General features: G+C 67.2%; 16 protein-coding genes. 5 read left to right on the top strand and 11 right to left on the bottom strand.

The genetic code is table 11. From position 1 onward, the window contains the following. Position 1 precedes the first annotated feature (1 nt). The 5 genes from QRT08_RS11770 to QRT08_RS11750 all read right to left on the bottom strand — a co-directional run bounded on the left by QRT08_RS11770 (position 2) and on the right by QRT08_RS11750 (position 4,698). Positions 2-529, bottom strand: coding sequence for a DUF5815 family protein (locus QRT08_RS11770; RefSeq protein ID WP_286046150.1), 528 nt, complete (start codon positions 527-529; stop codon positions 2-4). Between the two features lie 41 nt (positions 530-570). Then, complete coding sequence (locus QRT08_RS11765) at positions 571-1,389, bottom strand: DUF7847 domain-containing protein (RefSeq protein ID WP_286046149.1); 819 nt, start codon at positions 1,387-1,389, stop codon at positions 571-573. A 39-nt stretch (positions 1,390-1,428) separates the two neighbouring features. After that, on the bottom strand, positions 1,429-1,836 hold the full coding sequence (locus QRT08_RS11760; protein WP_286046148.1) for a DUF7124 domain-containing protein: 408 nt from the start codon (positions 1,834-1,836) through the stop codon (positions 1,429-1,431). Positions 1,837-1,876: 40 nt separating this feature from the next. Next, the gene (locus QRT08_RS11755; RefSeq protein WP_286046147.1) at positions 1,877-2,725 is read right to left on the bottom strand and encodes an aldo/keto reductase; all 849 of its coding nucleotides are present in this window, start codon (positions 2,723-2,725) and stop codon (positions 1,877-1,879) included. A gap of 737 nt (positions 2,726-3,462) precedes the next feature. Further along, the gene (locus QRT08_RS11750; protein WP_286046146.1) at positions 3,463-4,698 is read right to left on the bottom strand and encodes an NAD(P)/FAD-dependent oxidoreductase; all 1,236 of its coding nucleotides are present in this window, start codon (positions 4,696-4,698) and stop codon (positions 3,463-3,465) included. 91 nt (positions 4,699-4,789) lie between these two features. Between QRT08_RS11750 and QRT08_RS11745 the strand changes: the two genes are divergently transcribed. Beyond that, positions 4,790-5,380 (top strand): DUF6149 family protein, encoded by a 591-nt coding sequence (locus tag QRT08_RS11745; RefSeq protein ID WP_286046145.1) that lies wholly within the window; start codon positions 4,790-4,792, stop codon positions 5,378-5,380. 45 nt (positions 5,381-5,425) lie between these two features. After that, entirely contained in the window at positions 5,426-6,301 is an 876-nt protein-coding gene (locus QRT08_RS11740; RefSeq protein ID WP_286046144.1) for a homoserine kinase, read from the top strand. Positions 6,302-6,304: 3 nt separating this feature from the next. On the opposite strand, the gene QRT08_RS11735 is transcribed toward QRT08_RS11740, so the two are convergent. Continuing rightward, complete coding sequence (locus QRT08_RS11735; RefSeq protein WP_286046143.1) at positions 6,305-7,279, bottom strand: Gfo/Idh/MocA family protein; 975 nt, start codon at positions 7,277-7,279, stop codon at positions 6,305-6,307. A 178-nt stretch (positions 7,280-7,457) separates the two neighbouring features. On the opposite strand from QRT08_RS11735, the gene QRT08_RS11730 reads away from it, so the two are divergent. Further along, on the top strand, positions 7,458-8,660 hold the full coding sequence (locus tag QRT08_RS11730; RefSeq protein WP_286046142.1) for a putative manganese transporter: 1,203 nt from the start codon (positions 7,458-7,460) through the stop codon (positions 8,658-8,660). 38 nt (positions 8,661-8,698) lie between these two features. Here the strand turns inward: QRT08_RS11730 and pdxS are convergent, their stop codons facing one another. From pdxS to QRT08_RS11715, 3 genes are read right to left on the bottom strand one after another with little or no spacing between them, the layout of a single operon-like run. Further along, positions 8,699-9,607 (bottom strand): pyridoxal 5'-phosphate synthase lyase subunit PdxS, encoded by a 909-nt coding sequence (gene pdxS / locus QRT08_RS11725; RefSeq protein ID WP_286046141.1) that lies wholly within the window; start codon positions 9,605-9,607, stop codon positions 8,699-8,701. Between the two features lie 58 nt (positions 9,608-9,665). After that, positions 9,666-9,836 carry a glycine zipper domain-containing protein gene (locus QRT08_RS11720; RefSeq protein ID WP_286046140.1) on the bottom strand — a complete coding sequence of 57 codons (171 nt, stop codon included), beginning with the start codon at positions 9,834-9,836 and terminating at the stop codon, positions 9,666-9,668. Positions 9,837-9,890: 54 nt separating this feature from the next. Then, entirely contained in the window at positions 9,891-10,961 is a 1,071-nt protein-coding gene (locus tag QRT08_RS11715; RefSeq protein ID WP_286046139.1) for a pyridoxal-phosphate-dependent aminotransferase family protein, read from the bottom strand. A gap of 199 nt (positions 10,962-11,160) precedes the next feature. Here QRT08_RS11715 and QRT08_RS11710 point away from each other — a divergent pair, with 199 nt between their 5' ends. Beyond that, positions 11,161-11,826 (top strand): DUF1405 domain-containing protein, encoded by a 666-nt coding sequence (locus tag QRT08_RS11710; protein ID WP_286046138.1) that lies wholly within the window; start codon positions 11,161-11,163, stop codon positions 11,824-11,826. Between the two features lie 7 nt (positions 11,827-11,833). Here QRT08_RS11710 and QRT08_RS11705 read toward each other — a convergent pair whose 3' ends face one another. Then, positions 11,834-12,724, bottom strand: coding sequence for an HFX_2341 family transcriptional regulator (locus QRT08_RS11705; protein WP_286046137.1), 891 nt, complete (start codon positions 12,722-12,724; stop codon positions 11,834-11,836). 79 nt (positions 12,725-12,803) lie between these two features. On the opposite strand from QRT08_RS11705, the gene QRT08_RS11700 reads away from it, so the two are divergent. Next, positions 12,804-13,049, top strand: a complete 246-nt coding sequence (locus QRT08_RS11700) for a hypothetical protein (protein WP_286046136.1) — start codon at positions 12,804-12,806, stop codon at positions 13,047-13,049. Positions 13,050-13,076: 27 nt separating this feature from the next. Here the strand turns inward: QRT08_RS11700 and QRT08_RS11695 are convergent, their stop codons facing one another. Further along, entirely contained in the window at positions 13,077-13,424 is a 348-nt protein-coding gene (locus QRT08_RS11695) for a tRNA-binding protein (protein ID WP_286046135.1), read from the bottom strand. Positions 13,425-13,439 lie beyond the last annotated feature (15 nt).

The raw sequence follows: 13,439 nt of genomic DNA, 5'->3' as shown, positions 1-13,439 counted from the left end.
CTCAGGCCGGCCGGTCGAACTCGCTTTCGAACTCGCGAGCTTTTCGATAGTCGTCGACGAACGCCTCGACGTCGAACTCGAGCATCTGCTCCTCGAACTCGTCGGCGGCCTCCGAGTTCTCGCTGTGACTGATCGCGTGGTCCATGAGTTCGACCAGCAGTTCGACGACGATGACGTGCAGTCGCCGGGAGTCGAAATCCGTCAGCCAGAGCATCGAATACCCGACTTGACCGTTCTCGGAGACGTCCTCGGCGACGACCTCCTCGGGAAACTCCTCGAGGACGATCCCCATGACGTGGGGCGTACCGAACTCCCCGAACTCGTCCTCGGTCTCGACGGTCTCGCGCAACACGTCGACGATCGCCTCTGGGACGAACCGCGAGGGAGGGTGGACGTCCATCACGACGGCGTGGCGCTCCCCACAGGAACAGGCGTACTCGCGCATCCCCATGTCGAGTTCCGCGAGCGAGACCGACTCGCCACAGGGAAGCTCGATCGCCTCGTCGCCGGGAACGCGGGGCGTTGCCATCGGTCTCACTTGCGTCGTCGGCCGGTTAAAGGGCGCGTTTTCTACCACTCGACCCCGTCGGGGTCGTCCCACTCGTCGTGCGGGTCGAGGTCCGCCGACTCGGGTTCCTCGCTTCGCTCGCGCATCTGGACGAACGCCCGGGCCGAGACGGCGAGCCAGAAGACGTTCGCGACCGCCGCGACGGCGATCGAGACGACGGCCCCGGCGACGGGGACCGGCGAGAGGACGAGCGCGCCGAGGGTGCCCGCGAGCGAGATGGCCACGTAGACGACGACAGCCCCGAGGAGAAGGAGGAAAATCGCGACCCGGTCGCCCCGCGAGAGCCGCCAGCTCTCGACCATCGCGTCGATCGCGTTTCGGTCCTCAATGGCGATCAGCGGCCGGACGAAGTAGAAACAGACCGCGAGGAAGATCCCCGGGAGGACGAGGGCGGCGAACCCGACGGAGACGAGCGTCAGCACGACGATCCGGGCGGCGATCTCGTTGACCGTCGCGAGCGTCAGTCGTCGCGAGACCAGATCGTCGGGGATCGCGTCTGTGTGCTCGCTCGCCATGACCCGAACGGCGACGACGCTCGTCGCGGCCCACGCGAGCAGCCAGACGAGAAGCAGGAGGACGATAACCGAGCCGGGAAGCGAGAGCGCGAGCGGCGTCGAACCCTCGGGCAGCGTCTCGGGCTGGGGCTGGCCCGCCTCGGCGGCCAACTCGGCGGCGAGGGATTCGAGCGCGACCGTCGCGCTGTCGAGGGCGACGTTGCCGACGAGCGCGACGAGCACGAAGACGCCGACGAACACGAGGCCGTTGCGACTCGCCAGTCGGTCGAGCCCCTCCTTCAGCACGCGGACGACGTCGAGTGACATACCGGTCGGTGTCCCGGCCGCGTAATAAACCTCCTCGATTCAGGGCCAGTCGTCGCGGGCGTCCTCCTCGGGTTCCGGTTCGGGGGCGTCGGCCGCGAGGTCCCAGTCCGCGGCCTCGGCGGCGTCCCCGACGGGGAGGTACTCCCAGCCGACGCGTTCGGCGAGCTCGCGGTCGGCCTCGCTCGTGCCGACGAAGACGTGGCGTTCGGTGTCGAACTGCTCGCGAACGCTCTCGAGGCTCTCCTCGCGCCCGCGCGGGCCCGAGAAGAAGTCCTGTCGGATCCGGTGTTTGCGCGTGAAGTTCGTCACCACGTAGGTCGGCTTCTCGCTGACGACCCCCACGTACTCGGTCCACTGCCGGGCGTCGGTAAAGACCCGGTCGGGTTCGGCCAGTTCCTGTAAGGCCGCCAGATCGAACGCGAGGGTCATGTCGGCGTCCCCGTTCATACCCGTACTCGGCCGGGGCGACCGAAAACGGTACCGTTTCCTATTCTAGCCCGTTCATCTCGTCGTCCGAGAGTTCGATCCCGCTCGCGGCGACGTTCTCCTCTAAGTGCTCGACGCTCGACGTACCCGGGATCGGCAGCGTGACCGGCGAGCGCTGGAGCAGCCACGCCAGCGCGATCTGGGACTCGCTCGCATCGTGAGCATCGGCGATCTCCGAGACGGTCTCCTCCTTCTCCCCGAGGTCGTCGTCGCCCGATCCGATCGGCGACCACGGGATGAAGCCGATCCCGGCGTCCTCGCAGGCCTCCAGAACGTCCTCGTCGGAGCGATCGCCGACGTTGAACTCGTTCTGGACCGTCGCGACCTCAACGATGTCGCGTGCGGTTTCCAGTTGTTCGACCGAGACGTTGCTCACGCCGACGTGCTCGATCAGTCCACGATCCTTGAACTCCGCCATCTGCTGGATCGAGTCCTCGAAGGGCACCTCGGGGTCGGGGCGGTGGAACTGATAGAGGTCGATCGAGTCGACGCCGAGGCGATCCAGACTGCCCATCAGCGCGTCCTGAAGGTACTCGGGGTCGCCACACGGGGGCCAACGTCCATCCAGGGTGCGCCACAGTCCGCCCTTAGTCGCGACGACCACGTCCTCGTAGTCGGGGCCGAAGGTCTCGCCGATCAGGCGCTCGCTGACTGCGGGACCGTAGGAGTCCGCGGTGTCCACGAAATCGACGCCGATCTCGCGGGCGCGTTCGAGGACATCCTTCGCTTCCTCCTCGTCCTCGGGCGGGCCGATGATGTCCTCGCCGGTGATTCGCATCGCGCCGAAGCCGAGTCGATGAACGGTCAACTCGCCGCCGATGTCGAACGTGTCGCTCTCGTTTTCTACCATCGCCTCGAAAAACGGGTTGCGGGGACTTCGGTGTGTGCCTTGAAGCGGCCCTTACCAGTAGCCGCCAGCGGACCCGTCGTGCAGTGTTCGATACGGGACTGAAGCCTGCGGATCGGTATATCTACCTCTTGATCGGATGATTTCGGTTATCCTGGTGATCTTGTGATCAGATATAACGCTGTGGAATCGAGCGTTCACGAGCGCTCCGATCCGCGCTCGATGTCCTCGTCGCTTTCATTTAGAGGGCGGTCCAATGGCGCATCACAGTAGGAACAGGACTGTCGGTCTCCCGAATTGGGTGATCCGCATTCGGGACAGTTGATCGTCGTAGACGCACGCTGGCTGTCCGGAGATCGCTCTCGGTTCGCGTCAGACTCGATATACTGATGATCGTACAGAACGCCGCACTCGTCACACCGGGCCGCGTTTCGGCCGTCCCATGTACTCCCGACCGCCTGCTTGAGATCGCTCTCCTGGGCCACACGAACGTTGATCACCGTCATCTCCGAGCCACCACAGACTGGACACGTCATCTGTATCGGATACGTCAGGTAACGATCCCTTATCTGTACCGCTGCTCCAGCCGGTTACGGGGGAAGAGGCCTTTCTTGGCTGAGGATCGTCCTGCACCAATTGCTGGAACGATCGTCCGTCTCGATCGGTTTCTCTCCCGTATCTGCCAGCTGGTTCACGGACCCTTTCGAGTAGAAAACCGACTCCGCAGCGACTAGTACGCCCTACTGCGAGACCGCCAGATCGTCGAGGTCGATCTGTTCTTCGAGCAACACGTCGGTCTGGCCCTCGACGACCGTCTCCTCGCGCATGAGCTTCTTCAGGCGGGTCTGTGGCGAGAGGTCGCCGATCAGGACGCCGCCGACGACCTTGCCGTTCTTGAGCGCGATGCGGCGCCACTCCGTCTCGGAGTACTTGCGCTCGACGTACTCGTCGCCGATGGTCGGGTGGCCGAAGGAGAGGAAGGGGAAGTCGAAGTGGGTGATCGAGTAGGAGGAGACCCAGCGAAACGCCTCGCTTTCGGCGCCGGCGGCCATGTTGACGCCCGCGACCTTGCCCTGTTCCTTCGCGGAGCCCCACGAGCCGTTCTGGGCGTACTCGCCGAGGATCGTGTCGTAAAAGCGGGTGAGGTCGCCCGCGGCGTAGATGTCGTCGACGCTGGTCTGCATGTACTCGTCGACGACGACCCCCTCGTCCTGTTCGATGCCCGATCCCCGCAGGTACTCGGTGTTGAAGTTCAGCCCGATGGCGATGCCGACGAAGTCGGCCTCGAACCGGTCGCCGTTGGGATCGATCGCCGCGGTGACGCGCCCCGAGTCGTCGGTTTCGAAGTGATCGACGCCGCTGTCGAAGACGGGGGTGACGCCCTTCTCCCTGAGGCCGTCGTGGATGATCTCCGCGCCGTCCAGCGAGAGCGCGTAGCGCCACCAGCGGTTGCCGCGCATGAGGTAGTGCCCGTCGACGCCCTGTGCGCCACAGATCGCCGCGAGGTCGATGCCCAGCAGGCCCGCGCCGACGGCGACGCCGGTCTCGGCCTCGCTGGCGTCGGCCTCGATTTTTCGAGCGTCTTGGAACGTCCAGAAGTGGTGGATCCCCTCCGCGTCGCTGTTCTCGACGGGCAGTTGGGTCGGGGTGCCGCCGGTCGCGATCAGCAGTTTGTCGTACCCGAGGTCGTCGCCCTCGTGGGTGTGAACGACGTGGGCCTCGGGGTCGATGTGGGTGACGTGGGTGTTGAGCGAGAGGGCGATGTCGCGGTCCTCGTACCAGCCCTCGTCGTGGATGGAGATGGGGGCTTCGGGCAGCTTTCCCTTCGCGAACTCCTTGATGAGGATGCGGTTGTAGAGTGGTTCGCCCTCGTCGGTTATGACCGTGATCTCCGCGTCGGGATCCTTCTCCCGGAGGGTCTCGGCGGCGGAACTCCCCGAGATCCCATCGCCGATGATCACGTACGACTGGGTCATGGCGGTGGATTCGACACGAGGGGTAAAGTCGGTTGCTATTCGGACGACCGGCGGCGGGACGTTCATACGCCTGGCGTCCCAATCCCCGCGCATGAAGATCCGACAGAACCCGCGTCACTGGGCCGCGAAGAAGGCGCTGTCGACCCCCGGCGTCAGCACCGTCGCCAACTACGGGCTGGTCAAGATGCACACGCGGATCTTCCTCGGGAAGGCCGACGAGGACCGGCGCGAGGAGCGCCGGGCGCACCTCGACGCCTTCTTCGACGCGACGATGGACACCTATCTGCGCGCGCTCGAGGAGGAGTTCGACGAGGCGAGCGCCCGCGAGATCACCCACATCCAGGCCAACTTCGACTTCTACAACCACGGTTGGACCGAGATGATGGAGATCCCGGTCGACGAACTCGAGAAGCACTACGAGCGTTACGCCAACTTCTTCGAGCGCTACGACGTCACCATCGACGACCCGCTCGGGGCCTTCCGACCCGCCGAGGGCATCCCCGAGGCACCCGCGACCCTCGAAAAGCTCGACGATCCCGAGCATCCCCACGCCGAGGGCGGCTTCGCGGACGACCTCTACGTCGAGGACGAGCACGGCGAGGTCGGCGTCGGCGGCGGCGAGGAACCCGAGGACGTCGACGTGGGCAGCGCACCGGGCGTCCGCGACGAGGGCGACGCGTAGGCGCGGAGACGCTACCTTTTTGCCCCCCCTGTGGGTAGGTCGGGCATGGTCACCGTGCGGGCCCCCGCGACGAGCGCGAACCTCGGCAGCGGCTTCGACGTCTTCGGCGCGGCGCTCTCGCGACCCGCCGACGTCGTCCGGGTCGAGCCCGCAGACGAGACGACCATCGAGATGCGCGGGGCGGGAAGCGAGTTCATCCCCGAGGACCCCGGGAAGAACGTCGCCGGGGCGGTCGCCGAGGCGCTCGACTCCCCCGCGACCATCCGGATCGACAAGGGCGTTCGCCCCTCCTCCGGGCTGGGCTCCTCCGCGGCCAGTTCCGCCGGAGTCGCGATCGGGATCAACGAGGCCTACGGACTGGGCCACACCCGCGAGGAACTGGTGCCCTACGCCGCCGAGGGCGAGGCGCTCGTCTCGGGCGAAGCGCACGCCGACAACGTCGCCCCCGCGATCATGGGCGGCTTCACGATCGCCACCCCTCGTGGAGTCACGCAGGTCGACGCCTCGATCCCGCTGGTGGTGTGCCTGCCCGAGATCGTGGTCTCGACGCGGGACGCCCGGCGTGTCGTCCCCCGCTCGGCGGAGGTCTCGGAGGTCGTCGAGTGCGTCGGGCGGGCCGCCACGCTCGTCGCGGGGATGTTCCGCGACGACCCCGACCTCGTCGGGCAGGGCATGGAGGACGGCATCGTCACGCCCGCGCGCGCGGAGTTGATCGACGGCTACGCCGACGTGCGCGAGACCGCCCTCGAAGCGGGCGCGACCGGCGTCACGGTCAGCGGCGCAGGCCCGGCGATCATCGCGGCCTGCGAGGGCGAGCGCAGGAAGGCGATCGCGAGCGCGATGCTCGATCGATTCGCCGAGGAGGGGATCGAGGCCCGTGCCTACCAGACGGAGGTCGGCCGCGGCGCGGAACTGTTCTGAGGGTCACTCGACGGGAACGACCTCGCCGTGGCGAGCGCTCTCGGCGAGCGCGTCGATGGCCTCCATGTTTGCGACCGCCTCCTCGCCGTCCGTCCGCGGCGGATCTCCGGATTCGACGGCCGAGGCGAACGCCTCGACCTCGAGGCGGTACTGGTCGACCGGGTCGAAGGTTTCGATCCCCTCGCGGCCGTCGACCCGGTAGGCGAGTCCCGTGGATTCGGCGGTCGGCGCGTCGAAGGCGTCCTCGACCTCGATCCAGCCGTTTTCCCCCTCGACGCGGTAGCGCTGGACGAGCTGCGAGTCGAACCCGGAAGCGATACGGGCCGAAGCGCCGCCCCCGAAGTCGAGAACTCCCGCGAGGTCGGTGTCCACGCCGGCCCCTCGCGAGTCGTGGGCGGTCGCGAAGGCGGCCTCGGGTTCGCCGAGGAAGAGCCGGGCCACGGAGACGGGGTAACAGCCCACGTCCATCAGGCTCCCGCCGGCCAGTTCCGGCGAGAGGCGCACGTCCTCGGGATCAGAAAGCGGGAACTTGAACGTCGCCGATACGGAGTGAACGCCCTCTAGCTCCTCGCGGGCGAGTCCGACCGCCCGCTCGGTTCGAGGGTGATACCGGTACATGAACCCCTCCATCAGCGTCACGCCCCGCTCGCGACAGTGCTCGACGACCGCACGGGCCTCCTCGGCGTCCGCGGCGAGGGGCTTCTCACAGAGCACGTCGAGGCCGGCGTCGGCCGCCTTGCGGGTCCACTCGGCGTGCAACCCGTTGGGAAGCGGGACGTAGACCGCATCGATCCCCCCGTCCTCGAGCAGTTCGTCGTAGCTCCCGTAGTGGCGCGGGATCGCGTACTCCTCGGCGACGCTTCGCGCTCGCTCGTCGTCGCGCGAGGCGATCGCCCCGACTCCGTGCTCGCTCGCTTCGACCGCCGGGAGGAACGCCTTCCGTGCGATGCCCGCCGTACTCAGGACTCCGAACTCCATGCCGGAGGGTGGAACCGTCGGTATAAAAACATCGAGACACCGGCCCGCTCCCGTTGCTCTTCGATCGGCCGTCCCAAGACACGAGCTGCTACGAAAAGTATAAATTCTTCTCCGCTAAATAGAGATTTAGAGATGTCTAATTCGTCTGGCGGAGCCTCGGACGAGGGGCGTGAACGGAATGGCTGAACTGTTCGATATCCTCGTCGCGTCGATCCGCGACGGGTTCGTCCAGGTGAGCGCGTTCGTCGCGATCACGGTGGTGGTGTTCAGTTATCTGCAGTACCGGACGGGCGGACGGCTGGTCGAGCGCCTCGAGCGCAACGAACGCTGGCAGCCGCTGGTCGGCGCGTTCCTGGGACTGACGCCGGGCTGTGGCGGCGCGATCGTGGTGATGCCGCTGTACATCCGTGGGAGCGTCGGCTTCGGGACCGTCGTCGCGACGCTGATCGCCACCGCCGGCGACGCGGCGTTCGTCATCCTCGTGCTCGCGCCCGGGGCCGCGCTGTACGCCTACGGGATCGCGTTCGTCACGGCGGTCGTCTCGGGGTACGCGATCGACCGATTCGGCCTCGGGGTCGGCCGCGTCGACCGCGCGGTCGCCCGGTTGCGTCCGACGGTCACCGACGGCGGGACGATGGCGAGCGCGAACCCCGCGGCGAACCCGGGCCACGAGTACGGGATCGGTGCGTGCGGCCACGACCACGGGGACGAGCGGGAGACTGGATTCATGACGTGGCTGAGCCACGCCGTCCACGTCGCGTGGTGGCTCACCGCGCTCGTGGCGCTCGCCGCCGGCACGGCCTACCTGCTCCGGGGGGCGCCCGACGTCGCGATGACCGTCGCACCTACCTTCGAGGGCGCGTTCACCGTCGCCGGGATCGTCGGGTCGGTCCTCTCGGTGTACCTCTACGCGGTCGGCCGGCGCTACATCGGCGGGGGGCACGTCGGCCACGTCCGTGAGTCGTTCCACAGCGCCTACGACACGTTCCAGCACGCGGCGATGGAGACCAGTTTCGTCACGGTCTGGGTGATCGGGGGTTACCTGCTCTACGAGTACACCGTCGTCCTCGGGAACGTCGACGTCGCGGCGCTCGCGGCCGCGGCGGGGCTGCTCGCGCCGGTCGGCGGCGCCGTCATCGGGCTGATCCCCGGGTGCGGTCCACAGATCGTCCTCGCGGGCGTCTACGCCGAGGGCGCGATCCCCTTCTCGGCGCTCGTCTCGAACGCGATCAGCCAGGACGGCGACGCGCTCTTTCCCCTGATCGCGATGGACAAGACCGCGGCGATCGTCGCCTCGATATACACCACGATCCCCGCGCTGGTGGTCGGGATCGCCCTCCACGCGCTCTTCGGGCCGATGTTCGGGTTCGGGGTGCTCTGAGGCCGACCGCTCGAAAAGGGGCGTCGTCCGGGGGTCGTCTAAACGCCGCGATCCTGCATCCGCTCCTCCTCGGGGAGGTCGACGTTCGCGTCGCCCTTCATGCTCTTTCCGATATTGGAGGCGACCTCGGCGAGTTTCTCGGGGTCGTCCCAGTTGAGCGTCGCCGCGACGATCGCGTCGGCCATCGCCTCGGGGTTCTCCGCGCCGAAGATCCCAGAGCCGACGAAGATGCCGTCACAGCCGTGGTGCATCATGAGCGCGGCGTCGGCGGGCGTGGCGATCCCGCCCGCGGCGAAGTTCACTACGGGGAGACGGCCCGCGTCGGCGGTCTCGTGGACGAGGTGGGCCGGCGCTTCGATCTCGCGGGCGAACGCCTCGCGCTCCTCGTGGGTCATCCCCTCTAGCTTGCGGATCGCGCCCTTGATCCGGCGCTGGTGGTGGACCGCCTGGTTGACGTCGCCGGTGCCGGCCTCGCCCTTCGTGCGGATCATCGCCGCGCCCTCCTCGATCCTCCTGAGGGCCTCGCCCAGATCGCGCGCCCCACAGACGAAGGGAGCGGTGAAGTCGCGCTTGTCGATGTGGTAGGCGTCGTCGGCTGGGGTGAGCACCTCCGATTCGTCGATCATGTCCACCCCCACCGCTTCGAGGATCTGGGCCTCCTTCGTGTGGCCGATCCGGGACTTGCCCATCACCGGGATCGAGACGCTCTCGACGATCTCCGCGACGTCCGCGGGGTCGGCCATCCGGGCGACCCCGCCGCGTTTGCGGATGTCGGCGGGCACGGCCTCCAGGGCCATCACCGCGACCGCGCCGGCCTCCTCGGCGATCCGCGCCTGTTCGGCGTTGACGACGTCCATGATGACGCCGCCCTTTTGCATCCGTGCGAACCCGCGCTTGACGAGATCGGTTCCCCGCTTCAACTCCTCGATGTCGGTCTCCGCGGCCATGTCGGGACGGTGGGACGGGCGCGTGTAATACGTATCGGTCGGGCCGGCGTCGCCGTCGTTATCGCGTTTCCATCCCCGCACCGAGGACGATCCCGATGGCGACGCCCATCGCGAGGTCGTCCATCGCCACTCCGATCGCGATCCCGATCACGAGGCCGATCGCCATGCCCGCCCCGTGATCCGTGTTCGAATCACTTCCCTCCGAGTCTCGATCCAGATGTACTGACATGAGTTTCATTCGACTCGAACGGAGATAACTGTCACTGCCGAACCCGGGAGTGAATCACCCGAGCACGCCCGCGAGCGCGTCCATCGCCCGGTCGACCCGCTCGGGGTCGGCGTTGTGGCCCATGTGTCCCACGCGGAGGAGGTCCTCGGAGAACTCGCCCAGGCCGGTGGCGAGGACGACGCCCTCGTCCGCGACCCGCCGCTGGATGTCGCCCGCGTTCTCGACATCGAAGGCCGTCACGGTCGGGGAGGCCAGTTCCGGCGCGAACGCCTCCAGCCCGAGGTCACGCCCGCGCTCGCGACAGCGCTCGGCCGCCCGCTCGTGGCGCTCGAAAACGCTCCCGACTCCCTCCTCGAGGAGGAGGTCGAGCGAGGCGTCCAGTGCATGGAGGTTCGACACCGAGTGGGTGTAGGGGAAGGCGGCGGGCGGGTCGTCGAAGTCGAGGTCGCGCCACGGTTCGAGGCTCAGGTAGAAGGAGTCCTGCTCGGTCGCCTCGATCCGCTCCCACGCCGCGTCGCTCACCGACAGCGTCGCCAGTCCGGGCGGCGAACTGAGACACTTCTGGGACGCCCCGAGACAGATATCCATGAATTCGGTCGGCACCTCGACGCCGCCCAGCGAGGATACCGCATCACAGATCGTGAGCACGCCCGCCTCGTCGAGAACCGAGAGAACTCCATCGAGATCGTTCAGGACGCCCGTCGGCGTCTCGCAGTGGACCATCGTCGCCACGTCAGGCTCGTGTTCCTCGACCGCTTCCTTGACCGCCTCGGGGTCGAACCCCTCAGTCGGCGGGACCTCGCAGGTCACGGGCTGGCCGCCGTGGAGTTCGACGAGGTCGGCGAATCCCGCCCCGTAGATCCCGTTCGCCAGACAGAGGACTGTATCGCCCTCCTCGATCAGCGAGGCGACGCTCGCCTCGAGTCCGAGCATCCCCTCGCCCGCGAGGACGAGGAGGTCGTCCTCGGTTCCGTAACCCCTTCCGAGTTTTCCGAGGAGGTCCTCGTAGAACGCGGTGAACTCCGGTTCGACGTCGGGGTTCTGTATCGGGCGGGCCATCGCCTCCCGGACCTCCTCGGGGAGCGCGGTCGGCCCGGGCGTCATGACCAGCGTCTCTCGGTTCATACCCGACCCTCGACCGCCGTCGCCTAATACTGTCGGTCATGGGAGCCTGAACTGCGGTGGCACGAGTCGCCGGACAGCAGCCTAACTCTCGCCCGTCTTGGCTGTCGTCGATTCACGGCGGTATGACCGACAGTATAAACCGGTGTGGGTCGTGGCCGAACCGGCATCTCTTTGGTTCACTCACACACCCTTCGGGATAATGACCGGGTCGGAGCTTCCCCGCTGGCTCGCGCCGCTCCCCCGCCGACTGGAGGGGTTCGGGTTGCGGTACGCGTGGGCCATCGTCGCGATAAACGTGGCAGGAACGGCCTTCGGCTTCTGGTACTACCGCTTCCAGTTCTCGGGCACCCCCCTCGCCATCTGGCCGTGGGTGCCCGACAGCCCGCTCGCCACCCTCTTCATGGCACTGAGCCTCGCGCTTTGGAAGCTCGACCGGGGGAGCGAACTGGTCGACATGCTCGCCTTTTTCGGCAACGTCAAACTCGGGCTCTGGACCCCGTTCGTCCTCGTCGTCTTCAACGACGCCTTCCTCGCGGGGACCGCCGCCCCGATGTACGCCTTTCTCCTCGTGAGCCACCTCGGGATGGTCGCCCAGGCGTTTCTGATCCACCGCTACAGCGACTTCTCGATCCCGGCGGTCGCCGCCGCGCTCGCGTGGTACAGTTTCGATCTGATGGTCGATTACTTCGTCCCGATCGTCGGCGGACCCCACCACACGGCCCTGCCCTTTTCCGACCCGACGGCAGTCCCGATGGCGGGCAACACCACGGCGTTTCGGATCGCCGCGCTGGGCGCGACGCTGCTGACGATCTGGATCACCTTCTTTGCGCTCTCGACGCGCGCGGAGAAGGCGGCGGCCGAGTGATCCGATCTCACTCGGCGCCGGTGTGAGCGCGCACCCAGAGTTCGCCGATGCGCGAGAGGCGCGTCCGGTGGGACTTCCCGTGTTCCTCGCGCTCGATGTAGCCCTTCCCGCCCGGGCCGAGCCGATCGACGTTGTAGATCACCTTCGAGCGGAAGCTGTCGGTGTACGGCTCGTCGAGTTCGTCGGCGAGCGCCTCGGCGAGTTCGCTGACGCTCTCGAAGACGCCGTCCTCGCCGAGTTTGAACAGGATGAGTTCCTCGAACGGCTTGACGTTCGAGAAGGAGGCGATCGGGAGTTCGACGATGTGGCCGCCGCCGATCGCCTTCGCGCCGATGGTGGTGCCCCGTTCGTCGAACTCGCCGAGGAGGTCGCGGGCGGAGTCGAGGCGCTGTGCGATCCGATCGGGGTCGACGTCGCCCGACTCGAGATCCTCGAGCAGGCGGATCTCGCGGCGGAGTTCCTCGGCGAGTTCGGTCTCGAGGTACTTCTCGGGGGCGGTGTAGTAGGTGTGGACCCTCCGGCGGTCGGCCTCGCGTTCGACCATCAGCGAGTTCGCAGCGGTCGCGACCGCGAAGCTGACCGTACGAGGCATCGCGCTGACGTTGACCCAGACCTCGTTGCCGGCGTCGAGTTCGGCGTCGATCAGCCGGTAGGCCTGCTCGAAGGCCGCGTCGTAGTCGTAGACGTCCTCGAGGGCCAGTCGCTCGGTGTCGGCCCCCAGCAGGTTCCGGAAGTCCGTCTCGAGCTTGCGCGCGAGGTGCTTCGAGTACTCGACGTTGGCCTCGCTCCCGACCGCGCCCTCGATGAGGATCACGCGGTCGACGTCGTGCTGGTCGCGCACCAGCGGCGCGATCAGCCGGTCGTAGTCGAACCCGACCGGCACGATGTGCGTCTGCATACCCGTCGGTGCGCCCGTGAGGGGTTAAGGACTGTCGAACGGGACCAGAACTAACACGGGTCGCCCCGACCGGACGGACATGACGATCGAACTCAGCGAGGCGGTAGACGAGGCCCACTACGTCACGTTCAGCGCCGACCGGCGGGTGATGGCGGTCTGGTACGGGGCCAACACCGTCAGCTTCTTTCTGGTCGAGGACCCGGCGGCGATCGTCCACATCGAGACCGTCTCGATCGGGGAGTACCGCTTCGGGGAGACGAGCCGCGAGGACGCCGAGGGGACCATCGACTCGGTGTTCGCGGAGTATCGCCACACCAACGCCTGAAACCGACACGCGCAAGGGTCGCAGCGATCAGTACACGCGCGTCCCGTTTTCGACCTCGCGTTCGGGTTGGAGGTGGACGACCTCGCCCTCCCCCGCGTCCACCCCGGTCACGAGACACTCGCTTTCGAAGCCCGCGATGGTGACGGTTCCGAGGTTCACGACGGCGACGACCTGCCTGCCCACGAGGTCGTCGGGGTCGTACAGGTCGGTCAGCCCCGCCGCCGACCGTCTGGTTTCGGAGCCGAAATCGACTGTCAGCTTGTAGACGTCCTTTCTTGCCTCGGGAAACCGCTCGACGGATCGGATCTCGCCGATGCGCATCTCGACGTCCTCGAGGAATCGTTCGGGACTGATGTCGGGTTCGTCGATACCCATAGCCCACCGCTTCGT

The sequence above is a fragment of the Halalkalicoccus sp. NIPERK01 genome, assembly GCF_030287405.1.
Classification (GTDB): Archaea; Halobacteriota; Halobacteria; order Halobacteriales; family Halalkalicoccaceae; genus Halalkalicoccus.
This window is presented reverse-complemented; position numbering and strand designations above follow the sequence as displayed.

Bases quoted from the DNA above. Each gene is read 5' to 3' on its own strand.
- QRT08_RS11700 (WP_286046136.1), top strand. From the start codon at position 12,804: ATGACGATCGAACTCAGCGAGGCGGTAGACGAGGCCCACTACGTCACG.
- QRT08_RS11735 (WP_286046143.1), bottom strand. From the start codon at position 7,279: ATGGAGTTCGGAGTCCTGAGTACGGCGGGCATCGCACGGAAGGCGTTC.
- QRT08_RS11695 (WP_286046135.1), bottom strand. From the start codon at position 13,424: ATGGGTATCGACGAACCCGACATCAGTCCCGAACGATTCCTCGAGGAC.
- pdxS (WP_286046141.1), bottom strand. From the start codon at position 9,607: ATGGCCGCGGAGACCGACATCGAGGAGTTGAAGCGGGGAACCGATCTC.
- QRT08_RS11705 (WP_286046137.1), bottom strand. From the start codon at position 12,724: ATGCAGACGCACATCGTGCCGGTCGGGTTCGACTACGACCGGCTGATC.
- QRT08_RS11765 (WP_286046149.1), bottom strand. From the start codon at position 1,389: ATGTCACTCGACGTCGTCCGCGTGCTGAAGGAGGGGCTCGACCGACTG.
- QRT08_RS11730 (WP_286046142.1), top strand. From the start codon at position 7,458: ATGGCTGAACTGTTCGATATCCTCGTCGCGTCGATCCGCGACGGGTTC.
- QRT08_RS11750 (WP_286046146.1), bottom strand. From the start codon at position 4,698: ATGACCCAGTCGTACGTGATCATCGGCGATGGGATCTCGGGGAGTTCC.
- QRT08_RS11760 (WP_286046148.1), bottom strand. From the start codon at position 1,836: ATGAACGGGGACGCCGACATGACCCTCGCGTTCGATCTGGCGGCCTTA.
- QRT08_RS11755 (WP_286046147.1), bottom strand. From the start codon at position 2,725: ATGGTAGAAAACGAGAGCGACACGTTCGACATCGGCGGCGAGTTGACC.
- QRT08_RS11720 (WP_286046140.1), bottom strand. From the start codon at position 9,836: ATGTCAGTACATCTGGATCGAGACTCGGAGGGAAGTGATTCGAACACG.
- QRT08_RS11710 (WP_286046138.1), top strand. From the start codon at position 11,161: ATGACCGGGTCGGAGCTTCCCCGCTGGCTCGCGCCGCTCCCCCGCCGA.
- QRT08_RS11745 (WP_286046145.1), top strand. From the start codon at position 4,790: ATGAAGATCCGACAGAACCCGCGTCACTGGGCCGCGAAGAAGGCGCTG.
- QRT08_RS11770 (WP_286046150.1), bottom strand. From the start codon at position 529: ATGGCAACGCCCCGCGTTCCCGGCGACGAGGCGATCGAGCTTCCCTGT.
- QRT08_RS11740 (WP_286046144.1), top strand. From the start codon at position 5,426: ATGGTCACCGTGCGGGCCCCCGCGACGAGCGCGAACCTCGGCAGCGGC.
- QRT08_RS11715 (WP_286046139.1), bottom strand. From the start codon at position 10,961: ATGAACCGAGAGACGCTGGTCATGACGCCCGGGCCGACCGCGCTCCCC.